The sequence below is a fragment of the Streptomyces flavofungini genome (genome assembly GCF_014650815.1).
GTDB lineage: Bacteria > Actinomycetota > Actinomycetes > Streptomycetales > Streptomycetaceae > Streptomyces > Streptomyces flavofungini.
This window is the reverse complement of the sequence record NZ_BMVR01000005.1, coordinates 52,170-71,841: the sequence shown is the minus strand read 5'-3', so window position 1 is coordinate 71,841 and position 19,672 is coordinate 52,170. Positions and strand designations below refer to the sequence as shown.

General features: G+C 71.2%; 23 protein-coding genes. 6 read left to right on the top strand and 17 right to left on the bottom strand.

What is annotated here, in order from left to right:
• Positions 1 to 50: 50 nt before the first annotated feature.
• Complete coding sequence (locus tag IE274_RS13715; protein ID WP_229909528.1) at positions 51 to 2,186, bottom strand: HelD family protein; 2,136 nt, start codon at positions 2,184 to 2,186, stop codon at positions 51 to 53.
• Positions 2,187 to 2,259: 73 nt separating this feature from the next.
• Here IE274_RS13715 and IE274_RS13710 point away from each other — a divergent pair, with 73 nt between their 5' ends.
• Positions 2,260 to 2,934, top strand: coding sequence for a TetR/AcrR family transcriptional regulator (locus IE274_RS13710; RefSeq protein ID WP_190115999.1), 675 nt, complete (start codon positions 2,260 to 2,262; stop codon positions 2,932 to 2,934).
• A gap of 15 nt (positions 2,935 to 2,949) precedes the next feature.
• On the opposite strand, the gene IE274_RS13705 is transcribed toward IE274_RS13710, so the two are convergent.
• Positions 2,950 to 3,888: a TetR/AcrR family transcriptional regulator gene (locus IE274_RS13705; RefSeq protein WP_229909527.1), complete on the bottom strand. Its 939-nt coding sequence runs from the start codon at positions 3,886 to 3,888 to the stop codon at positions 2,950 to 2,952.
• 74 nt (positions 3,889 to 3,962) lie between these two features.
• On the opposite strand from IE274_RS13705, the gene IE274_RS13700 reads away from it, so the two are divergent.
• Together IE274_RS13700 and IE274_RS13695 are read left to right on the top strand one after the other, a co-directional pair.
• Positions 3,963 to 5,000 (top strand): ABC transporter ATP-binding protein, encoded by a 1,038-nt coding sequence (locus IE274_RS13700; protein WP_190115998.1) that lies wholly within the window; start codon positions 3,963 to 3,965, stop codon positions 4,998 to 5,000.
• Positions 5,001 to 5,058: 58 nt separating this feature from the next.
• On the top strand, positions 5,059 to 5,790 hold the full coding sequence (locus tag IE274_RS13695; RefSeq protein ID WP_190116461.1) for an ABC transporter permease: 732 nt from the start codon (positions 5,059 to 5,061) through the stop codon (positions 5,788 to 5,790).
• Here IE274_RS13695 and IE274_RS13690 read toward each other — a convergent pair.
• The 4 genes from IE274_RS13690 to IE274_RS13675 all read right to left on the bottom strand — a co-directional run bounded on the left by IE274_RS13690 (position 5,771) and on the right by IE274_RS13675 (position 9,779).
• The gene (locus tag IE274_RS13690) at positions 5,771 to 6,613 is read right to left on the bottom strand and encodes an ATP/GTP-binding protein (RefSeq protein ID WP_190115997.1); all 843 of its coding nucleotides are present in this window, start codon (positions 6,611 to 6,613) and stop codon (positions 5,771 to 5,773) included. The genes IE274_RS13695 and IE274_RS13690 overlap by 20 nt on opposite strands.
• 104 nt (positions 6,614 to 6,717) lie before the next feature.
• Complete coding sequence (locus IE274_RS13685; RefSeq protein ID WP_190115996.1) at positions 6,718 to 7,899, bottom strand: aminoglycoside phosphotransferase family protein; 1,182 nt, start codon at positions 7,897 to 7,899, stop codon at positions 6,718 to 6,720.
• A gap of 236 nt (positions 7,900 to 8,135) precedes the next feature.
• Positions 8,136 to 8,843, bottom strand: a complete 708-nt coding sequence (locus tag IE274_RS13680; RefSeq protein ID WP_229909526.1) for an HAD family hydrolase — start codon at positions 8,841 to 8,843, stop codon at positions 8,136 to 8,138.
• Positions 8,844 to 8,888: 45 nt separating this feature from the next.
• The gene (locus IE274_RS13675; RefSeq protein ID WP_229909525.1) at positions 8,889 to 9,779 is read right to left on the bottom strand and encodes a winged helix-turn-helix domain-containing protein; all 891 of its coding nucleotides are present in this window, start codon (positions 9,777 to 9,779) and stop codon (positions 8,889 to 8,891) included.
• Positions 9,780 to 9,930: 151 nt separating this feature from the next.
• Between IE274_RS13675 and IE274_RS13670 the strand changes: the two genes are divergently transcribed.
• Positions 9,931 to 10,119 (top strand): hypothetical protein, encoded by a 189-nt coding sequence (locus IE274_RS13670; protein ID WP_190115994.1) that lies wholly within the window; start codon positions 9,931 to 9,933, stop codon positions 10,117 to 10,119.
• Between the two features lie 71 nt (positions 10,120 to 10,190).
• On the opposite strand, the gene IE274_RS13665 is transcribed toward IE274_RS13670, so the two are convergent.
• Positions 10,191 to 11,102 carry a FadR/GntR family transcriptional regulator gene (locus IE274_RS13665; RefSeq protein ID WP_190115993.1) on the bottom strand — a complete coding sequence of 304 codons (912 nt, stop codon included), beginning with the start codon at positions 11,100 to 11,102 and terminating at the stop codon, positions 10,191 to 10,193.
• A 226-nt stretch (positions 11,103 to 11,328) separates the two neighbouring features.
• Between IE274_RS13665 and IE274_RS13660 the strand changes: the two genes are divergently transcribed.
• Positions 11,329 to 11,514 carry a hypothetical protein gene (locus IE274_RS13660; protein ID WP_190115992.1) on the top strand — a complete coding sequence of 62 codons (186 nt, stop codon included), beginning with the start codon at positions 11,329 to 11,331 and terminating at the stop codon, positions 11,512 to 11,514.
• Between the two features lie 232 nt (positions 11,515 to 11,746).
• On the opposite strand, the gene IE274_RS13655 is transcribed toward IE274_RS13660, so the two are convergent.
• The gene (locus IE274_RS13655; RefSeq protein ID WP_190115991.1) at positions 11,747 to 12,730 is read right to left on the bottom strand and encodes an asparaginase; all 984 of its coding nucleotides are present in this window, start codon (positions 12,728 to 12,730) and stop codon (positions 11,747 to 11,749) included.
• A gap of 219 nt (positions 12,731 to 12,949) precedes the next feature.
• The gene (locus tag IE274_RS13650) at positions 12,950 to 13,606 is read right to left on the bottom strand and encodes an RsiG family protein (RefSeq protein WP_229909524.1); all 657 of its coding nucleotides are present in this window, start codon (positions 13,604 to 13,606) and stop codon (positions 12,950 to 12,952) included.
• A 245-nt stretch (positions 13,607 to 13,851) separates the two neighbouring features.
• Here IE274_RS13650 and dtd point away from each other — a divergent pair, with 245 nt between their 5' ends.
• Positions 13,852 to 14,277 carry a D-aminoacyl-tRNA deacylase gene (dtd, locus tag IE274_RS13645; RefSeq protein WP_190115990.1) on the top strand — a complete coding sequence of 142 codons (426 nt, stop codon included), beginning with the start codon at positions 13,852 to 13,854 and terminating at the stop codon, positions 14,275 to 14,277.
• Positions 14,278 to 14,507: 230 nt separating this feature from the next.
• Here the strand turns inward: dtd and ygfZ are convergent, their stop codons facing one another.
• From ygfZ to IE274_RS13610, 8 genes are all read right to left on the bottom strand, one after another.
• Positions 14,508 to 15,473, bottom strand: coding sequence for a CAF17-like 4Fe-4S cluster assembly/insertion protein YgfZ (gene ygfZ / locus IE274_RS13640; protein ID WP_190115989.1), 966 nt, complete (start codon positions 15,471 to 15,473; stop codon positions 14,508 to 14,510).
• Between the two features lie 57 nt (positions 15,474 to 15,530).
• Positions 15,531 to 15,986, bottom strand: a complete 456-nt coding sequence (locus tag IE274_RS13635; RefSeq protein ID WP_190115988.1) for a Fur family transcriptional regulator — start codon at positions 15,984 to 15,986, stop codon at positions 15,531 to 15,533.
• Positions 15,987 to 16,002: 16 nt separating this feature from the next.
• The gene (locus tag IE274_RS13630) at positions 16,003 to 16,575 is read right to left on the bottom strand and encodes a heme-binding beta-barrel domain-containing protein (RefSeq protein WP_190115987.1); all 573 of its coding nucleotides are present in this window, start codon (positions 16,573 to 16,575) and stop codon (positions 16,003 to 16,005) included.
• Positions 16,576 to 16,807: 232 nt separating this feature from the next.
• Positions 16,808 to 17,065, bottom strand: a complete 258-nt coding sequence (locus IE274_RS13625; RefSeq protein ID WP_190115986.1) for a DUF3099 domain-containing protein — start codon at positions 17,063 to 17,065, stop codon at positions 16,808 to 16,810.
• 82 nt (positions 17,066 to 17,147) lie between these two features.
• Positions 17,148 to 17,435, bottom strand: a complete 288-nt coding sequence (locus IE274_RS13620) for a DUF1416 domain-containing protein (RefSeq protein WP_030362227.1) — start codon at positions 17,433 to 17,435, stop codon at positions 17,148 to 17,150.
• A 75-nt stretch (positions 17,436 to 17,510) separates the two neighbouring features.
• The gene (locus IE274_RS13615; RefSeq protein ID WP_190115985.1) at positions 17,511 to 18,356 is read right to left on the bottom strand and encodes a sulfurtransferase; all 846 of its coding nucleotides are present in this window, start codon (positions 18,354 to 18,356) and stop codon (positions 17,511 to 17,513) included.
• A gap of 209 nt (positions 18,357 to 18,565) precedes the next feature.
• Positions 18,566 to 18,646 carry a putative leader peptide gene (locus IE274_RS40375; RefSeq protein WP_350893136.1) on the bottom strand — a complete coding sequence of 27 codons (81 nt, stop codon included), beginning with the start codon at positions 18,644 to 18,646 and terminating at the stop codon, positions 18,566 to 18,568.
• 220 nt (positions 18,647 to 18,866) lie between these two features.
• Positions 18,867 to 19,619: an LmeA family phospholipid-binding protein gene (locus tag IE274_RS13610; RefSeq protein WP_190115984.1), complete on the bottom strand. Its 753-nt coding sequence runs from the start codon at positions 19,617 to 19,619 to the stop codon at positions 18,867 to 18,869.
• Positions 19,620 to 19,672: the final 53 nt, after the last annotated feature.

Genomic DNA, 19,672 nt, shown 5'->3' with positions numbered 1-19,672 from the left:
ATCCTCCCTCGCGTCACCATAACCGGCGGGCCCCGCGACCGCCCGGGGGACTATGCGGCCCAGGCCGCCTCCGCCCACGGCACCGCCCGCCCGCACACCACGTCCAGCCGCGAGACGGCCCTGGTCACCACCACGTACAGCCGGTGCGCCCCCCGCTCCTCCGCCGCCACGATGTCCGCCGGTTCGACGGCCACCACATGGTCGTACTCCAGGCCCTTGGCGACCGAGGCGGGCACCACCGTGACGCGGGCGCCCAGCTCGTCGGGCCCCGCCGCCTCGACGCCCGCGGCCACCAGCGCCGCGCGCACCCCCGGAACGGCGGCGTCGGCGGCGATGACGCCGACCGAACCCTCGTGGGCCAGCGCGCCGCGCACCGCGTCGACGGTGGCGGCGGCCACGTCCCGTACCCGGCGCACGGCCAGTTCGCCGTCCCCGCGCAGGGACCGCGCGGGCGGCACGTCGACGCCGAGCCCGTCGAGCAGCCGGTTGGCGAGGGTGACGATCGCCTGCGGGACGCGGAAACCGGTGGTCAGCGGCGTCACGGGGGTGTCGGGCTTGCCCAGGTGGCCGAGGAGGGCGGGCCAGTCGCGGGCCGCCCACGGTGTGGTCCCCTGGGCGAGGTCGCCGAGCACGGTGAGCGAGCCGAAGTCCGCGCGGCGGGCGATCGCGCGGCACTCCATCGGCGAGAGGTCCTGTGCCTCGTCGACGACGATGTGGCCGTAGCCCGCGGGCCGCTCGATGAGGCCCGCGAGTTCGTCGAGCAGCACGAGGTCGGCGTCCGACCACTTCGCGGACTTGTACGAGCGCGGGGGCCGGTCCCAGCCGATCGCCCGCTGCTCCGCCTCGCCGAGGACCCCGTCCGCGGCCGACGCCAACACGTCCCCGTCCCCCAGGAGTTCGGCGAGCACCTCCTCCGGCCGCGCCTTCGGCCACACCGCGTCGACGAAGGCGGAGACGGGCCGCGCACGGGAGACCTTCTGCAGCCATGTGTTGCTGACGGGCCCCGCGCGCCGCTCGGCCTGCTCCTGGATGTGGCGCACCGCGCGCGTGCGCACGCGCTCCCGGCCGGTCTCGTACGGCGGCTCCTCCGCGCGCACGTCCGCGACGATCCGGTCGAGGTCACCGGCCGGGACCCGCCAGCGGTACGAACCGTCCGGCACCGCCAACGACTCGGCGTCACCCGGCCGCACGCGCGCGTACAGCGCGCGCCGCAGCACCTCCGCCATCCGGGCGTCGTGCTTGACGACCGCCGCCGCGGGCCCGTCCACGGCCCGCACCGGCTGCCGCGCGATCTCGTCCCGGACGGTGGACTGGCGCACTCCCGTCTCGCCGAGGGCGGGCAGGACCTCCGCGATGTACCGCAGGAAGGTGCGGTTCGGGCCGAGGATGAGCAGCCCGGAGCGCCGGATCCGCTGCGGGTGCGTGTACAGCAGATACGCGGCCCGGTGCAGGCCGACGGCCGTCTTGCCGGTGCCCGGGGCGCCCTGCACACAGACGGACTCGGCGAGCGCGGCGCGTACCAGGTCGTCCTGCTCGGGCTGGATGGTGGCGGCGATGTCACGCATGGGGCCGACGCGGGGGCGCTCGATCTCACCGGTGAGGATGCGACTGCGCGGGGCCGCGGTCGCCTCCGGCTCGGCCACCCCGCCCGGGACGTCCCCCGCGATCAGGTGCTCGTCCTCAAGACCCGTCAGGTCGGCCGAGTCGCCCGCGCTGCCCGGCGCCCAGCCGAACCGGCGGCGGACGGCGACGCCCTGCGGGTCGCGGGCGCCCGCCTGGTAGAAGGCGCGCGAGACGGGGGCGCGCCAGTCGACGACCAGGGGCGGGGCCGAGGGGTGCTCGGTGATGCGCAGCCGGCCGACGTGGTAGCGCTGGCCGCGGTGGCCGCCCGCCTCCGGGGCCTCGGTGGCGAAGTCGAGGCGGCCGAAGAACAGCGGGGCGTCGGGGAGTTCGCGCATCTCCTTGGCGCGGCTGCGCAGCTGATAGCCGAGCACTTCGGCGTCCGCCCCGGACGCGGCGACGTGCTCACCGGTGATGACGTGCTCCTGCGCGCCCTCGACCATCTCGGCGAGGGCGGCGCGACAGAGGTCGTGGTACTGCCGCTCGTGCGCGAGTGCCTGGTCGAGGGCGGGGGTGTCGGGGGCGGAGCTTTCGGGACTGCCGAGAGGGGTGCCGGGTGCCGTCATGCCCTCCAGCGTACAAGAAAACGTTACCGAGTTACATTTATTACTGAGACTCATTTGAGGTACGCTGGGGAGCATGACGGACGACGAGACGAAACCGGCGCGCCCGCGGCAGCCGGTCGGCCTGCGGCAGCTCAAGAAGCAGCAGATGTACGAGGCCGTCTCCGACACGGCGATCGCGCTCTTCCTGGAGCGCGGCTTCGAGAAGGTGTCCGTCGCGGAGGTGGCCGCGGCGGCGGTGATCTCCAAGCCGACGCTGTTCCGGTACTTCCCGGCGAAGGAGGACCTGGTCCTGCACCGGTTCGCCGACCACGAGGACGAGGCGGCGCGGGTCGTCACCGACCGCCTCCCCGGCCAGTCCCCCCTGGCCGCCCTGCGCGCCCACTTCCTGGCGGGCCTGACCCGGCACGACCCGGTGACCGGCCTCAACGACGCACCCGAGGTGCTCGCCTTCCACCAACTCCTCTACCGGACACCGTCGTTGGTGGCGCGGCTGTACGGGTACCAGGAGCGGGCCGAGCGGGCGCTGGCGGCGGCACTGGGCGGGGGGCCGGCCGAGGAGCACCCCGTCGCCCCGCTGACCGCACGCATCGCCGCCGCCCAGATCCTGGCGGCGCAGCGGGTCCTGGCGCTGGAGAACTGGCGCCGCGTCGACGCGGGCGAGCCGGTGGTGGAGGTGCGCCCGGACGCCGTACGGGAGGCGAACAGAGCCTTTGACCAGCTGAGTTCGGGGCTTACGCAGTACGCGTGAGGGGACGCCGCCGACTCAGGCGGAGGACGCGGCACCCCCGCCACCGGAGCCGTACGCGCCCTCGCCCCCGGACCCCACCAACACCTCCACGCCGCCCAGCAAGCACCCGAGCCCGAACTCGAACTCCATGTCCGGCGAGGCGTCCGGCACGCCGAGGACCCCGGAACCGAGCAGCTGCCGCACGGCCGGGTAGCGCCCGGGGTCGGGCGCGGTGAGGGCGTCGACCGTGTGCTCGTAGCGGCGCATGACCTCGTCGGGGGCGAGGCCGCGGGCGGTCATGGCGGCGTCCAGATCGGACATCAGGGTGGCCTCGTTGCGTACATAGCCGCCGACCAGCATGATCACGGAGATCTTCCGGCCCTCGTCCAGACCGGTACCGGCGAGGGCGGCGAGCCCGCACTCCATCCACTGGAGCGAGTGGGGCGAGGCGGGCGGCGAGGAGATCGGGACCCGCAGGAGCCACAGGTTCCGGTGGAACACCTCGCGCTGGGCGCGCGCCCACCACTCCAGCCGGGCGCGCCAGCCGGTGACGTCCGGGGACATCGGGGGTGGGGGGCCCATGGCAGTGTCCTCCATCAGGACGTACAGCTCGTCCTTGGCGGAAACGTACCGGTACAGGGACATCGTCGAGACGCCGAGTTCCTTGGCGACGCGCCCCATGGAGACGGCGCCGATCCCTTCGGCGGCGGCGATGCCGATGCCGGCGCGGACGATGCGGTCGAGGCTGAGGCCGGGGCGCGGCCCCTTGGCGGGGCGCTCACGCAGCCCCCAGGCGGTTTCCAGACTCGCGGGCAGCCCGGTTTCCCCGCTCGCGGACGGGCCCGCTCCCGAGGTCCGGGGAAGACCGGCATCCTGCCCCCCGCCCGAGGCCGCGGGCAGACCCGTGCCACCGCCGCCGTCCGCCACCATCTCCCCGGCCTCCTCACCCTCTCCGTGCCTTCGCTTGACGGCCATCGTAGTTCTGCGTAACCCTTACACAGTAATGCGTATGCCTTACGCAGTACATGTCCGCACCCCTGGGAGGGCCGATGCCCGAAGCCGCCGAAGCCACAGATCGCGCCGCCGTCACCGAAGCCGCGATCGAGGCCACCGGCCTCACCAAGTCCTACGGAGGAACCGACGGCACCCGCTCCCCCATCCCCGTCCTCCGGGGCATCGACCTGCGCGTCCCGCCCGGCACCGTCTTCGCCCTCCTCGGCCCGAACGGCGCGGGCAAGACGACCGCCGTCCGGATCCTGGCCACGCTCACGGAGCCGGACGCGGGCACGGCGCGGGTCGCCGGGTACGACATCCGGGCACGACGCCGCGACGTGCGCCGCGCGATCAGCCTGACCGGGCAGTTCGCGGCGGTCGACGAGACGCAGACCGGCGCGGAGAACCTGCGCATGATGGCGCGCCTGGCGGGCCTGGGCCGGGCCGCCGCCAGGGCCAGGGCGGACGAACTCCTGGCCCGGTTCGGCCTGTCCGAGGCGGCCGACCGCCTCGTCCGTACGTACTCCGGCGGCATGCGCCGCCGCGTGGACCTCGCCGCCGGTCTGGTCGGCGAGCCCGCAGTGATCTTCCTGGACGAGCCGACGACGGGCCTGGACCCGCGCGGCCGCCGCGAGTTGTGGGACGTGGTGGGCGACCTGGCGGCGCGCGGCACCACGGTCTTCCTCACCACGCAGTACCTGGAGGAGGCCGACCAGCTCGCCGACCGCATCGCGGTGCTGCACGGCGGCGTGATCGTGGCCGAGGGCACGGCGGCGGACCTGAAGGCCCGCATGGCGGGCCACCACCTGGACATCACCCTGACCACGTCCGACGCCTACCTACGCGTCCGCACCCGGATCCCGCACGCCACCCACCACGACCCGCGCACCCGCACCCTCGGCCTCCCGACCGACGGCACCGCACGCCACGTACGCGCACTCCTCGACGAACTGGACCCGACCGGAACGGACATAGCCCACTTCGCACTCCGCACGGCGAGCCTGGACGAGGTGTTCCTGACCCTGACGGCATCCCCGGCACCGACGTCCGACGCATCCCCGCCGCCCTCGCCCAAGGAGCCCACCCATGCCTGAAACCGCGCCGCCGCCTCCCGTCCCCCACCTCCTCCCCACCCTCCCCAACGCCCTGATCATGACCGGGCGTTCCCTCCGCCTGAGCCGCCGGAACGTGGACGCGCTGATCACGGCCCTGGCGCTGCCCGTACTCCTGCTCCTGATCTTCGTGTACTTCTTCGGCGGCGCGATCAACACGGGCACGGACACGCGCTACGTCACGTACGTGGTCCCCGGAGTCCTGCTCCTCTGCGCCGGATTCGGCTCGTCCAGCACGGCGGTGGCCGTCACGGAGGACCTGAAGGGCGGCATCGTCGACCGCTTCCGCTCCCTGGACGTGGGCGGCATCGCGATCCTGGCGGGCCACGTCCTGGCCTCGGTGGCCCGCAACCTCCTGGCAACGGCACTGGTCCTGGCCTTGGCCTTCGCGATCGGCTTCCGCCCCCGGGCGACACCGTCGGCCTGGCTGGCCGCGATCGCCCTGCTCGTGGCCTTCATCCTGGCCCTGTCCTGGCTCTCCGCGGCGGTGGGCCTGCTGGCCAAGTCCCCGGAGGCCGCCAACGGCTACACCTTCTTCGTCAGCTTCCTCCCCTACCCCAGCAGCGCCTTCGTCCCCACGGACTCCATGCCCGCCTGGCTCACCGCCTTCTCCGACCACCAACCGGTCACCCCCGTCATCGACTCCCTGCGCGGCCTCCTCCTCAACCAGCCCGTCGGCACCACACCCTGGGTGGCCCTGGCCTGGTGCGCGGGGATTCTGGTGGGGGCGGTCGGGTCGGCGGGGGTGCTGTTCAGGAGGCGGGTGGGGTGAGGGGGCGGGCGACGCGCCACAGGGTCTCGAACAGCTCCTGCCGACGCGCGATCTTCTCGCGGGCGGCCGCCCCGGCGTCGATGTGCCAGTGGGTGAGCAGCGAGTCGTACCCCATGAGGTCGAGGACCTGCCGCGCGGGGAGGTCGCGGGACGGCTCCTCCTTGACCTCGTCGTAGATCCCGTCGAAGAGGTGCTCCCTGTCGACGAGGCAGAACTTCACGAACGGCGAGATGTGCAGGACCCGGAACTCCACCGCGAGCGCGCCCCTGCGGTCGTGGCTCATCCTCCGCGCAAGCACCTCCATGTCCCGCTCGTACCCCCGCACCTGCCGCAGCAGCTCCGCGCGGAAGCCGGGGTCGTCCGCGGCCTTCCCGTCGGCGTCGAGCATGCCCGGTATCGCCATCTCCCGCGTGAAGTCCGGCACCAGAATCCGCACCGCCACCTCCGGCCGAACCGCCCCCTGCCGCCCGTCCAACGACCGCGCCAGCTCGTTCACGACGGTCTCCCCCGTGAACCCGATGGCATCGATCCGCGGCGCCGCCCGCCCCAGCGCCGCCCCGAAGAACCCCCGCAGCTCACTCGCCGCGACCTCCCGCCGCACGGCGGGCCGCAGCGCGACATTGAGCCCCCGCACCTCGCTGTAGAGCACATACCCGACGAGGCTGAGGACGGCCCCGCCGAGATACGCCTTGCCCTCCAGCGCGTCACCGACGGGGGTGACGAACTGGGCGACGAGGCCCAGGACGAAGACGCCGAGGAGAAGTGTCTTGGTGACGGCGGACTCCGCCCGTGCCCACCCTTCCGAGCCGGACCCCCATGCCATACGACGGCCGCTCATCAAGTCCCCCTGCCCACCGTGGAATTGACACGAGCACGCAAGGGCTCATGGTGCCCGCAGGTGGGCCGGTCAGGAAGACCGGGCGGCCGTCACACGACCGGACGCGGCCCGGCCGCCGCCTGCCCGTGGGCCTCGGCGCCAGCACCCTCGGCACCCCCGTGGACCCTGGCGTGCCAGGCCCGCACGGCCTCGACGGCGCGGGCCTGGTCCGGCACCTCCGCCAGGCACAGCGGCTCGGCCGCCCGCAGCAGGGCCCGGCAGACCCGGGCCGCGGCGCGCTCGAAGTCGTCGTCGGCAGGCGCGCGCACCGGCAGGGAGAGCGCGGCGCGCATGACGTCCGGGAAGACGGACTGGGCGTACTCGAAATCCAGGTAGACGGGCAGATCGGCGTCGAGGCCGGCGGTCAGCTCACGCCTGCCCGCCGCCGCCATCGCCTCGGTCCACCGCCGCCGCATCCGGAATTGCTGCTCCTTGTCGTAATCCATACGCACCAGATGGGTGGCAAGGTCATGCAGGGGGTCGCCGTAGAGGGCCAACTCCCAGTCGATTACGGCGATTTCCTTACGATCGATCACAATGTTGGCGCGGTGGACATCCGTGTGCAGCAGACAGAAGGGGCGTTCAAGGAGCCGCGGGGCGCTCTTCTTGAACTCGGTCATCGCCTGCCGCCGAATGCCGATATCCTCGAATAACGCAGCGAATCGCCGCCGGTTGGCGTGGCGCACGCGCTTCTCGGTGAAGTCGATCAGCCAGGCGAGGAATCCGTTGGAATCGCCGTCCTCGGGCCAGCCGTCGGGTCTTGGCGGAAGCTCGGACTCCGGCACGGACGCGGTTCTGGCGAAGAAATCGGCGAGCCTGGCCATCAGTTCGTCGGCGTGGAGTTCGCTCTCGTCGACCGCTGTCAGCGGACGCCCGGCGCGGTAGGCGTGCATCGACCAGTCGCCGAAGTCCAGCAGGCAGCCCGGGACTTCCGTGAGGTGGCGTGTGACCACCTTGAGCAGTTCGCTCTCGCGGGGCCAGATGCGCGGCGCGACCTCGGTGGCCTGCAGGGGCGTACGGCATTTCACGCGGGCGCGAAACGGCATCGTCCGCAGCAACAGCGCCAGCCGCCAGCCGAGCGGCACGATGTAGTTACTGTTGTGATAACCGGTCACAACCTCGCCATCAGGGCGTTCGCGGTGCGCGGCGGCCAAACGGTGGACCAGCCGGTCGTACCGGCCGAGTGCGACCGGCGCGGCCGAATCGGCTCCGCCGGACAGAGGTTGCGACATGAGCGCAGAGCGTATCCCCCCGAAGGCGCCCGCTTTACCACCTGACCACTATGCGGACGCTCGCACTTGCTTACCTTGCGCGCCTGTGCCATTACTGCGCGTTTCTGCCGCTGGTGAATATGTCGGGGGTTATTACCACCCAGCAGCCTGCGGAAGCCCCGGCGCCGCGGGCCACCCGAACAGCAAACGGACACGGTCGAATTCGCGACGGAAGTCCGGCGGCGTGGCGGCACGTGTCACGTCTCCCCGTTGAGCTTCTTGAGCAGCGGCTGCAGTGACGTCACTATCCGTTCGGCACCGATTTTCTGGAGTACGCCCAGCTTGCGATCGTTGCGCGCGTAGCCGAGAAAGTGCACTCCGGCGGCGCGCGCGGCGAGGTAGTCCGATGCGGCGTCGCCGATCATCAGGGTGCGGGCCGGGTCGGCGCCCATCGCGGAGAGGGCCCGGTTGACGCAGTGCGGGTCCGGCTTGAGCAGGTTCAGGTTCTGCGTGCGGCCGTATATGTGCGGGGTGAAGCAGTCGATGAGCCCCCTGCCGGTCAGATAACTGGCCACCGGCCCCGGCGAGTTGTTCGTGGCGACGGCAAGCCGGGCGCCGGTGGCCGACCAGGTGCGGATCAGCGCGTCGGCGTAGGGGGTGGGCCAGGCGGAGGCCACCGCCTTCTGCTCCTCGTGCGTGAGCCGCGCCTCCAGCTCGGTGACCAGATCGCTGTCGGGATGGCGCTCGTCCACGGCGCGCAGCACGACGTACGGATCGGGTTCGTCGCGCATGCCCGCGGCGAGCAGCCCGTGCAGCCCCTGCGCCTCCAGCCAGCGCACCTGCTCCTTCGCGACCTTCTCCGCCGAACGCCCGGCGTAGAGGCGGCAGACGGGGCCGTCGAAGTCGAAGAGGACGCACTGGGCGATGTCGATCAGATCTTGAACGTCGTCGGTCGAACCTGTCACTGGCTCGGTCGCTCTCGCATCGGGTCGCGTGGATTCAGGAGTCACCTAAGAGAGTGTCAGGTCAGTGGTGATCGTTTCCCAGAGGGCGTCGAACCACTTCTGGGACTCTTTCACAAAGCCCGAGTCGCGTGAGCTGTCCCCGTCGATGAAGGGGAAGAGGGTGGTGGTCAGTCCGCCGGCGTCGTACGCGCGCACGCTCTCACCGGCCTCCGCGTCCAGCGGCACCTCCATGGACTCCAGCGTGTAGTACGCGAGCAGCGCCTCGGACTTGTTGAGCAGGTAGAGCTTGACGGGGGTCGTGAGCGGCAGGGCACGGAAGGTGACGTGGACATCGATGTCGTGCGACTGCCGCAGCGAGACGAGGTTGTGCCGCAGGACCTGACCCTGTGCGTTCCGCTGTGCCAGCCAGCGCTGTTGAAGCCGGACCCGGTCCCGCTCGTCCGTGATCTCGACCGGCACCGGGAACGCCAGGGAGATCGCGCTGCTGGGCAGCAGGATGCGCACATCGATGGACTCCGGACGCAGTTGGCCCTGGTGGATCCGCCGGATCGGCTCGGTGACGGCGTTCATCAGGGTCTCCGCCGTGTACGACACCGCGTCGATCCGCACGTGCGGCTCCCGGAACGCCTCCACCAGGCGCGGCAACAGCGCCACCATCGACGGCTGGGGCTGCGGCTGGGACGGCCCGCCCGACGCCGCGGAGGCGCCCGCCTCCCCCGCGACCCGAGGCGGACTCCCCCGGCTGATGTGGTTCAGCAACCCGTCCCGCTGCAGCGAAAGCAGCGCCTGCCGCACCGTCCCGCGCTCCACGCCGAACTCCTGGGCGATCTGGGCCTGGGTGGGGAGGCGGTCGCCTGCTTTGAGGGTGCCGGTGCGGATGCGGTCGCGCAGGGCGTTGGCGATGTCCTGGGGGGAGGTCTTTCTGCTGCCGTTCACTGCACCGCTCTCCTTGGTCACGACCAGACGATACAACTGCAGACCATCTCAGGGGAGTTGACGGAAAGTTGTTTATGAAGGGTTACCAAGTGGGGACAACTTAAGTGAGTTGGTTACCAACTTGCCCGAGATGGCAGAAGGGGGAACCATCATGCCCGCCGTAGCCCTCCTCGCAGCCGTGTTCGCCGTCACCATCGAGCAGGTCGTGCAGTGGAAGTACGGAACCCTCGGCATCATCGGTCTGCTGCTGCTGACCGTGGGTGTCAAGGCGAAGAACCCCACCTGCAGCTCCATCGGGGCGGTCGCGCTCGCCCTGATGGTGACGGGCCCCGCACTGTGACCAGGAGCGGGAACAGCCACCGGAACAGTGGCAGGAACAGGAACAGGAACAGGCGCTGAACCCCGTCCGCCCTACGGACCGGGGTTCAGCTTCAAGTCCTGGCTGATCGTCTCCCAGAGCGCGTTGAACCACAGATGGGACTGCTCCACGAACGTCGTGTCCCGCAGCCCGTCCCCCGAGTGGAACGGAAACAGCATCGACTGCGTTCCCTGCGCGTCCCACATCTCCAGGTACTCCTGGCCGATCTCCTCCCGGCGCTGGGTCAGCGTGTAGTACGCGAACAGCGCCTCGGAGCCGTTGAGCAGGTAGAGCTTGACGGGCGGGGTGAAGGGCAGGGCGCGGAACTCCACCCGTACGTCGATGCCGTGCGTCGTCCGCAGCATCCGCAGATTGTGGCGGAGCACCTGGCCCTGCGCGTTGCGCTGGTCGAGCCAGCGGCGGTGCACGTGGCCGCCCTCGTCCCCGCCTTCCACCGGAGCGGGGAAGGCGAGGTCGATGTCGCGGCTCGGCAGCAGCACCCGCACGTCGACCTTGGCCGGTTTCAGCCCCCCCGCGTGAATCTGCCGCAGCGGTTCGCCGATCGCCATCGTCAGTGAGATGGACGTGAGGCACAGCGCGTCGATCTCCACGTGCGGCGCCTGGAAGGCCGCGGCGATGCGCGGGGCGAGGCCGACCATCGTGGGCTCGGGCCGGACGTCCAGGCTCGGCCCGGACGGGCCCGCGACCGTGGCGGGGCTGCCCTTGGACACGTTGGCAAGGAGCTGCTCGCTCTGCAGGATGCGCAGCGCCTGGCGTACGGCACCGCGCTCCACGCCGAACTCCACTGCCAGCTCCGCCTGCGTGGGCATGCGCTGTCCCGGCCGCAGTCGCCCGGACCTGATCCGGTCGCGCAGCTCGTCCGCCACCTCCTGGTGCGAGCGTTGCGGAGTCGTGGTCGGTCTCTTCCGCTCGTTCACGGAGGCCTGGTCCGGGCTCACAACCAAACCGTACAACTTCTCGCCATCTTTGGGGAGTTGCTGAGAAGGTGGTTATGAGACGTGCCATCGCGGAGATAAGTCAGATGGAGTTGGTAGCCAACTTGGGCGACATGGTCAGACTCTTCGGGGGGTTGGCCACCAGTCCGGGCCGCCGGGCCGAACCCGGCGTTCGGCAGGGCCAGTTGGGAGCCGACCAGGGGGCCGTCACCCCCGAACCGGAAGGGGGACCGTCATGCCGTTCATCGCCGTCGTCATCGCCGCCCTCGTCATTGGATTCGAGCAGGCCATCCAATGGAAGTACGGGCCGATGGGAATCATCGCCTTCGTCCTGCTCACCTTCGGGATCAAGGCCAAGAACACCACCGCCGGCGGCATCGGGGCACTGATCCTCGTGCTGCTGCTCGCGCAGTCCGGCTGACCCGGCCGGACTGACCCAGTCGGGCTGACCGAGCTCTCATCCGGAGGGGAGCCGGGAGTTCGGTCAGTCGTCCGACCCGGGGCACGGGCCGCCCAAGGCCCCGCCAACGCCAGGCCCGGACCCCGATGAAGCGACGGGGTGGCCCACACCCGTGGGCCACCCCGTCGGAACGTTCGCAGTGCTGAGATCAGCGCGATGAGAGTCGGGTACGGGGGGGGGACCCCGCCCGGCCTCAGATCGTCGCCCGGATCTCCCCCACCTCACGCCCCGCCCCGAGCAGCGGCGCCCTGCCGATCCGGTCCAGGATCGGGGCGTCGGTGCCGAGCAGGCGCAGGGCGCGGGCCAGGACCGGGCCGAGGACCCGCGTCGAGCCGTCGTCGATCTTGAAGGCGAGGGCCCGGCCGTCGGGGAGGGCGACCGCCTGGACGGCCTCGGCGCCCATCTTCGACAGCGTGCCGGGCACCTCCCGCATCAGCCAGGTGTCGGGGCGGCGCGTCCCGGCGACGTACTCGGGGTGGGCCCGCATGGCGTCCGCGACCCGGCCCTCGGGGCTGTCCTGCGGGGCGAGGACGAAGTGCCGGTAGGCGCGGGCGAGGCCGGTCAGGGAGATGGCCATCAGGGGCGCGCCGCAGCCGTCGGTGCCGACGGCTGCGACGGCCTCGCCCGCGGCCGCCTCGATGCCGTCGTGGACGAGACGCTGGAGGGGGTGCTCGGGGTCGAGGTAGCTCTCCTTGGGCCAGCCGTTCAGGGCGCAGGCGGCGAGCATGGCGGCATGCTTGCCGGAGCAGTTCATCGTGACCCGGTCGCGGACGGCGCCGGCGGCCAGGTACGTCTCGGCCTCCTCGGGGTCCAGCGGCAGATCGGCGGGGCACTGCAGCTCGGCCGGGGTCAGGCCGTGCTCGGCCAGCATCTTCAGCACGAGATCCCGGTGGAACGTTTCCCCGGAGTGGCTGGCCGCAGCCAGGGCCAGGCGCTCGCCGGACAGGTCGAGCCCGGCCCGCAGCACCGCCGCGGCCTGCATCGGCTTGTTCGTGGAGCGCGGGAAGACGGGGGCCGTCACATCGCCGAGCGCGAGCTGTACGTCGCCGTCGGCCCCGAGCAGCACCAGGCTGCCCCGATGGTGGCCCTCGACGAAGCCCGACCGGACGACCTCGGCGAGGACCGGGGGTATGACGGGGGAACTGGTGGCGGCGGACGGCAGCGTCGTCTTCGGCATCTTCGGCCTTCCGGGTGCGGGCGGTGCGACGGACCGCCCGCGGGGCGCCGGATCAGGTGGATCACGGCGGCCGTCCCGGACACGGCTGCCACCGGATCACGGGGATCTCGGCGGGCGCCGCGCGCGGACGTCCACCGGGATCACGGCTGACGGCGGCCACCGGGCCCTACGGGGTCACCGGGCCCGACGGGGCGGCGGCGCCCACCGGGGCCGGCAGGGTCACGCGAGCAGGTCGTCTACTTGTGCTTCTCCCTCACGGTACCTGCGGGCGATCTCCGCGCTGCAATCGTCCGTCGTCCGCTGCATCTCCTGACGGCGCCGGGAAACCTGCTGTTCATAACGGACGAGACGGCCCATCGCCGCGTGCAGCTCCTCGTCCGTGCGGGCCACCAGGTCGGACAGCTCGACGTCGGCGAGCATCTCCGCGGCAAGGCGTCGGTACTCCTCGCTGTGCGGCGTGCCCAGCGTCACATGGCGGGCCGACGAGCGGTGCCGGGCCGGGCCGTCCGTGAGGATCTCCGGGAGCCGGTCCACCACCAACGGCGACTCCGCCCCGGCAGCGGTCCCCGCGTCCCGGCCGCCCGGCCGCGGGACCCGGCGCGCGGTCTCCGCCCGCAGGATGTCGATACGGCCCTGCAGCAGCCGCCGCACGTAGCTCAGATCCGCCTCGTCCTGCTGCGTCGAGCGGCGCAGCTCACGCAGCTCCGGCAGGCGCAGGGCCGTCAGATCGTGCGCCGGTACATCGGGCAGGAGCGGGCTGTCGGTGCGCTGGACGGGGGCGCGGGGGACGTGCGTGCCGCCGATGCCCGCCGCACCGGCCGCGCCGCCCACCCCACCGGCCTCGGCCGTCCCGGCCATGCCTGTCGTCCCGGCCATCCCTGCTGTCCTGCCCGTCCCTGCCGTCCCGCCTGTATGTCTCGCCCCGGGCGACCAAGGCGTACTGGGCGTACTGGGTGTGCTCATGTGGCTCTACCGTCCCCTCAGCCGGCGCGGTACACCGCGTGTGAGCATCGTGCCACCCCGAGTGGTCGCTCTGTGCATGAGTGCCCCCAATCGGCCCCGGATGGGGGGTTCTGGACCGGCGCACGGACGGCGCGTACGGGCAGGGCATGATGGTCCGCATGCGTGCGGTGGTGCAGAGGGTGGACGGCGCGAGTGTCGTCGTGGACGGGGAGACGGTCGGGGAGGTCGTCGGGGAAGGACTGTGCGTGCTGGTGGGTGTCACGCATGACGACACCGCCGCGAAGGCCGCTCAACTCGCCCGCAAGCTCTGGTCCTTGCGGATCCTGCAGGACGAGAAGTCCTGCTCGGACGTCGACGCGCCGCTCCTCGTCATCAGCCAGTTCACTCTCTACGGCGACGCCCGCAAGGGGCGTCGGCCCACGTGGAACGCGGCCGCGCCCGGCGAGGTCGCCGAGCCCCTGGTCGACGAGGTCGTCGCCCAGCTCCGCGGCCTCGGCGCCACCGTCGCCACGGGCCGGTTCGGCGCCCAGATGCGGGTGGGCCTCACCAACGACGGCCCCTTCACGGTGCTCCTGGACATGTGACCCGGGGCCAGCCCTGCCGGGGGCTCCCCAAGCCCACCCCTTCCCGAAACCGGGGCTCCGCCCCGGGACCGGGGGTGGGTGTCCCGTGCGGGTGGGACAGTCCACCCCCGATCGGCCTGCGGCCTCGTCCTCAAACGCCGGACAGGCTGGATCTTTCAGCCTGTCCGGCGTTTGAGGACGAGGCGCGGAGCGCCGATCGGGGGTGGCCCCCGGCTACCCGGGCCCCGGGGTCAGGGGGCGACCACCGGCTCCTGCGCGGCAGCCGTCGTGCCGGCCACCAGCTCCGCGTCCAGGGGGACGTTCCGCTTGATCAGGGCAAGGGCGATGGGCCCCAGCTCGTGGTGGCGTACGGACGTCGTGATGAAGCCGAGCTTGCGGCCTTCGGGCCCGTCCGAGGCCAGGTGGAGGGGCGTACCGTGCACCGGCAGGTGCACCTCGCTGCCGTCGAGGTGGAGGAAGACGAGGCGCCGCGGCGGCTTGCCGAGGTTCTGGACGCGGGCAACGGTCTCCTGCCCGCGGTAGCACCCCTTCTGGAGGTGGACGGCGGTCCCGATCCACCCCAGCTCGTGGGGGATGGTGCGGTGGTCGGTCTCGAAGGCGAGCCGCGGCCGATGGTGCTCGACGCGCAGGGCCTCGTAGGCGAGGAGCCCGGCGACGGGCCCGTGCCCGTCGGCGTAGGCGGAGAGCTCGGCGCGGGGCAGGAAGACGTCCCGGCCGTACGCGGTCTCGCGCACGGCGGCGCCGTCGGGGACGGCGGCGATGGACCCGGCGGGCAGGTGCACGACGGCGAAGTCGGCGGTGCGGTCGGCGACCTCGACGCGGTAGAAGAACTTCATGCTCTCCAGGTACGCGATGAGCGCGTCCTGCGTACCGGGCTCGACGTGCGCCCACATCGTCTCGCCGTCGTCGACGAGGTACAGGGCGTGCTCGATGTGCCCGTTGGCGGAGAGGATCAGGGCTTCCGTGGCCTGGTTCGCCGGGAGGTCGCTGACGTGCTGGGTGAGCAGCAGGTGCAGCCAGCTCAGCCGGTCGGCGCCGGTGACGGTGACGACGCCGCGGTGGGAGAGGTCGACGAATCCGGTGCCGTCGGCGAGGGCACGCTGCTCGCGGAACAGGTCGCCGTAGTGGGCGGCGACGCCTTCGTCCACGCCCTCGGCGGGGACGGCGCCGGGCAGCGACAGCAGGGGGCTCTTCATGTTCACAAAGACTACGACCCGAGGACCGGCACGCTTATTCCGCGGCCCCGCTAGGGCCTATTCCGAAACGGGCTCGGCACCCTCGGCGGCAGCCGCCGCACACCGCTCGCAGCGCCCGAAGATCGCGAAGTGCTTCATGTCCGTCTCGAACCCGAACATCCCCCGCAGCTTCGCGGTGAACTCCGCGGCCACGTCCAGGTCGGCCTCGATGACGTGCGTACAGTCCCGGCACACCAGGTGGATGTGGTGGTGGCGGTCCGCGAGGTGGTACGTGGGGGCGCCGTGGCCGAGGTGGGCGTGGCTGACCAGGCCCAGCTCCTCCAGGAGCTCCAGGGTGCGGTAGACGGTGGAGATGTTGATCCCCGACGCCGTCCTGCGGACCTCGGAGAGGATGTCGTCGGGGGTCGCGTGCTCCAGTGTGTCCACGGCTTCGAGCACGAGCTGGCGCTGCGGCGTCAGGCGGTATCCGCGCTGCCGCAGGTCGCTCTTCCAGTCGGAGTCGGTGCTCACCACACCCCGAAGTCTAGGCCTACTTGAAGAAGGCGATCCCGTCGTCGGGCAGGTCGCCCAGGTTGCGTGCCATCTCGGCGACGTCCTCGGGCGAGACGACCTTCTTGAGCTGCCCGGACATGTACGGCCGCAGCGGCACCTCGGGGGTCTGCTTCTCGCCGACCCACATCAGGTCGCCCTTCACATAGCCGTAGAGGCGCTTGCCGCCGCTGTACGGGCCGGAGGCGGCGGTGCGGGCCACGGCGTCGGTGGCCAGGTCGATCTGCGGCTTCTGGTCGGCCAGCTCGCCGTACCAGACCTCGACGACGCCGTCGTCACGGACCATCACGACCTCGACCTTGCGGTCCTTGTCGATGCGCCAGAAGCCGGACTCCGACTCCAGGGGCTGCACCTTGTTGCCGTCGGCGTCGAGCACCCAGCTGTGCGAGTGGTACTCCAGGAAGTCCCGCCCGTCGTGCGAGAAGGAGACTTCCTGGCCGAAATTCGCCTTCGCGGAGCCGGGGAAGTCGGTGACGCCCGCGCCGGCCCAGTTGCCCAGGAGCCAGGCGAGGGGGACGAGGTCGCGGTGCAGGTCGGACGGGATCTCGATCATGGGGTGCTCAGGAGTCTCTCGGTGGGGGGTGCGGTCAGCGCTGGCCCTGGTACAGCTTCTTCACGGTCAGGCCGGCGAAGGCGAGGACGCCGACGCAGACCAGGACAAGGAGGGCGGAGAAGAAGGCCTCAAGCACGGAAGCTCCTTGGTGAGCGGTATGTAGGGCGGTACAGAGCCGGGTCCCACTCTAGTCGGGCCACGCCGCCCGCTCCCGCCGAGGTGGGCCACCCGGCTAGCGGCGGTGCCTGCCGTCCAGCTCGTCCCACCACTCGTCGGACTTCGGGTCCCCCGAGGGGTCGTCCCACCAGCGGTCCTCGGGACCGCGCCGGTTGGCGGCCATGGCGGCGACCGGCGGGATGACCATCGCCACGACGCACATGCCGACGGCGACAGGGATCGACCAGAGCCGCACGACGCCCCAGGCCAGGACGAACAGGAGCAGGCAGGTGCCCATCATGGCGAAGTACACATGGCGCCGTCGCGCGTACATGTCTCCAGCGTAGAACCGAAGGGCCGCACCCCTCCAGTGGCGTCCAACCCCCGGGGTGCGGCCCTCCGGCCCGTCTCCGCCGTCAGACGGCGATCGCGACCTCCGCGAGGCCGCCCGTCTGCGCGACGACCGTGCGGTCCGCCGAGCCGCCCGGGACCAGCGCCCGTACGGTCCACGTGCCCTCGGCCGCGTAGAAGCGGAACTGGCCCGTGGCGGAGGTGGGCACCTCCGCGGTGAATTCGCCGGTCGAGTCCAGCAGCCGGACGTAACCGGTGACGGGCTCGCCGTCGCGGGTCACCTGGCCCTGGATGGTGGTCTCACCGGGCTTGATCGTCGAGGCGTCAGGGCCACCGGCCTTGGCTCCACACATGTGCGCTCCTATGAAGTCCTACGAGGTCCTGCGAAGAGAGGTCCTACGAAGAGGGGGGGAAGGGTCGGTCGCGGGTTACTTGTTGGCGCCGAGCTCGATCGGTACGCCCACGAGGGAGCCGTACTCGGTCCAGGAGCCGTCGTAGTTCTTGACGTTCTCCTGGCCGAGCAGCTCGTGCAGGACGAACCAGGTCAGGGCCGAGCGCTCACCGATGCGGCAGTACGCGATGGTGTCCTTCGCGAGGTCGACCTGCTCGTCCTCGTAGAGGGCCTTGAGCTCGTCGTCGGACTTGAAGGTGCCGTCGTCGTTGGCGTTCTTCGACCACGGGATGTTGCGGGCGCTCGGCACGTGGCCGGGGCGCTGCGACTGCTCCTGCGGGAGGTGCGCCGGGGCCAGCAGCTTGCCGGAGAACTCGTCGGGCGAGCGGACGTCGACGAGGTTCTTCGCGCCGATGGCGGCGACGACGTCGTCACGGAAGGCGCGGATGGAGGTGTCCTGGGCCTTGGCCTTGTAGTCGGTGGCGGGGCGGCTGGGGACCTGCGCGCCGTCGACCAGGTCGCGGGAGTCCAGCTCCCACTTCTTGCGGCCGCCGTCGAGGAGCTTCACGTCCTGGTGGCCGTAGAGCTTGAAGTACCAGAAGGCGTAGGAGGCGAACCAGTTGTTGTTGCCGCCGTAGAGGACGACGGTGGAGTCGTTCGCGATGCCCTTGGCGGAGAGCAGCTTCTCGAAGCCCTCCTGGTCGATGAAGTCGCGGCGGACCGGGTCCTGGAGGTCCTTGGTCCAGTCGATCCGGACGGCGTTCTTGATGTGGTTCTTGTCGTACGCCGAGGTGTCCTCGTCCACCTCGACGAGCACGACCTTCGGGTCGTCGATGTGGGCCTCGACCCAGTCGGCGTCTACCAGGACGTCGCTGCGGCTCATGCTGTTCTCCTCCGGGGCAGTTACGGCGGGGATGCGGGGAAGTGCGGGTACTCGCGGGGCCTGGATCACACAGTTCACGCGGTTCGCGCGGATTGCACGGTTCGTGCGCGTATGGGTACGCGGGGAGGCGCCGGTCATACGGCACGGGTGGCGCTGTTGGCCGTCAAGAGGTCAACAGGCCCGGGGAACACGGGAGTCGGGGGTCCCGTTCAGAAAGTGCGACAGAGCATGGCGGCGACGCGGCACAGGTCCACTGCCCGCCGCTTCGTGAGGTCCGCCTGTCGGTGCATGCGTCCGATCGTAGGGACGGTAGGGCAGCCGTGTCACCGGCGTGTCGAATACTGAGACGTTTTCGTCCAAGATGTGAACACGAGTGTGGTTTCGCACCGCCGCGCGGGATCCGCCGGGCCCCGGACGCGGCACGGGCGCCCGCCCACCATCTGAGGGACGGACGCCCGCGTCTCGTACTACGGACAACTATCGGCCGGGGGGCCGGTCAGCCGGAACCGATCAGGACACCAGGTCCACGTTCTCGCCCTTCACGGCCACGTCCACGCCGTCCGGGGCCGCCTGCACGGTGTCGAGCTTGATGCCGCCCGGCAGGTCGGTGACCTTCTCCTCGAAGTCGGTGATGTCGCGGGCCATGCCCTCGGGCAGCGGGATCTTCACGCCGAGCACTTCGAGGTTGTCCGGGATGGTGTCGGCGTGCACCTTGATCGTGTCGCCCTCGACGCTCAGGGAGCTCAGGACGTGCACGGGCTCGGGGAGCTTCGTGCCGCCCTTGCTGACCTCGACCTCGACCTTGATCTTGCCGTCGCCGCCGTCGGAGAGGCCGACGACCTCGCCGGTGGCGCCGAGCGGCAGCTTCACCGGCTCGGCCTTGGCGGCCTTCAGGAGCTCGTCGTAGGAGATCCGGGCGACGCCCGCGGCGGAGTCGGCGGTGGCGGAGCTGTAGTCGCTGGAGAAGTCGACGCCGTGCGCGGTGGCGTTGAGGTCGGCGATGCGGATGGTGTCGCCGTCGGACTTGGCGTCGTAGTCCTTGATGCCGATCTCGACGTCGTCGAGCTTGCCGCCCAGGACCTGGGTGAGGAACGGGAAGCCCTTGATGGACACGTCGGGCGTGCTGCTCAGGCCCTCCTGGGACTTGATCTTCTCCGCCGCCTCGCTCTCCGCGAAGGACACCGCGAACCGGTCGGCCGCGACGAAGAGGCCCCCGAGGACCACCACGACGATCAGGAGTATGCGTATCGCGCGCTTGCTCATGCCTGCTGTTCCCCGTCCCCCGCCTCGGCTGTTCCGTTGCCGCGAGCCTAAAG

What these genes read in the sequence shown, in the direction of transcription:
- IE274_RS13690 (WP_190115997.1), bottom strand. Translation starts at nt 6,613, where the DNA reads ATGGCATGGGGGTCCGGCTCGGAAGGGTGGGCACGGGCGGAGTCCGCC.
- dtd (WP_190115990.1), top strand. Translation starts at nt 13,852, where the DNA reads ATGCGTGCGGTGGTGCAGAGGGTGGACGGCGCGAGTGTCGTCGTGGAC.
- IE274_RS13715 (WP_229909528.1), bottom strand. Translation starts at nt 2,186, where the DNA reads ATGACGGCACCCGGCACCCCTCTCGGCAGTCCCGAAAGCTCCGCCCCC.
- IE274_RS13710 (WP_190115999.1), top strand. Translation starts at nt 2,260, where the DNA reads ATGACGGACGACGAGACGAAACCGGCGCGCCCGCGGCAGCCGGTCGGC.
- IE274_RS13700 (WP_190115998.1), top strand. Translation starts at nt 3,963, where the DNA reads ATGCCCGAAGCCGCCGAAGCCACAGATCGCGCCGCCGTCACCGAAGCC.
- IE274_RS13685 (WP_190115996.1), bottom strand. Translation starts at nt 7,899, where the DNA reads ATGTCGCAACCTCTGTCCGGCGGAGCCGATTCGGCCGCGCCGGTCGCA.
- IE274_RS13655 (WP_190115991.1), bottom strand. Translation starts at nt 12,730, where the DNA reads ATGCCGAAGACGACGCTGCCGTCCGCCGCCACCAGTTCCCCCGTCATA.
- IE274_RS13670 (WP_190115994.1), top strand. Translation starts at nt 9,931, where the DNA reads ATGCCCGCCGTAGCCCTCCTCGCAGCCGTGTTCGCCGTCACCATCGAG.
- IE274_RS40375 (WP_350893136.1), bottom strand. Translation starts at nt 18,646, where the DNA reads ATGCACCGACAGGCGGACCTCACGAAGCGGCGGGCAGTGGACCTGTGC.
- ygfZ (WP_190115989.1), bottom strand. Translation starts at nt 15,473, where the DNA reads ATGAAGAGCCCCCTGCTGTCGCTGCCCGGCGCCGTCCCCGCCGAGGGC.
- IE274_RS13620 (WP_030362227.1), bottom strand. Translation starts at nt 17,435, where the DNA reads ATGTGTGGAGCCAAGGCCGGTGGCCCTGACGCCTCGACGATCAAGCCC.
- IE274_RS13705 (WP_229909527.1), bottom strand. Translation starts at nt 3,888, where the DNA reads ATGGCCGTCAAGCGAAGGCACGGAGAGGGTGAGGAGGCCGGGGAGATG.
- IE274_RS13650 (WP_229909524.1), bottom strand. Translation starts at nt 13,606, where the DNA reads ATGGCCGGGACGACAGGCATGGCCGGGACGGCCGAGGCCGGTGGGGTG.
- IE274_RS13630 (WP_190115987.1), bottom strand. Translation starts at nt 16,575, where the DNA reads ATGATCGAGATCCCGTCCGACCTGCACCGCGACCTCGTCCCCCTCGCC.
- IE274_RS13615 (WP_190115985.1), bottom strand. Translation starts at nt 18,356, where the DNA reads ATGAGCCGCAGCGACGTCCTGGTAGACGCCGACTGGGTCGAGGCCCAC.
- IE274_RS13610 (WP_190115984.1), bottom strand. Translation starts at nt 19,619, where the DNA reads ATGAGCAAGCGCGCGATACGCATACTCCTGATCGTCGTGGTGGTCCTC.
- IE274_RS13625 (WP_190115986.1), bottom strand. Translation starts at nt 17,065, where the DNA reads ATGTACGCGCGACGGCGCCATGTGTACTTCGCCATGATGGGCACCTGC.
- IE274_RS13695 (WP_190116461.1), top strand. Translation starts at nt 5,059, where the DNA reads ATGACCGGGCGTTCCCTCCGCCTGAGCCGCCGGAACGTGGACGCGCTG.
- IE274_RS13660 (WP_190115992.1), top strand. Translation starts at nt 11,329, where the DNA reads ATGCCGTTCATCGCCGTCGTCATCGCCGCCCTCGTCATTGGATTCGAG.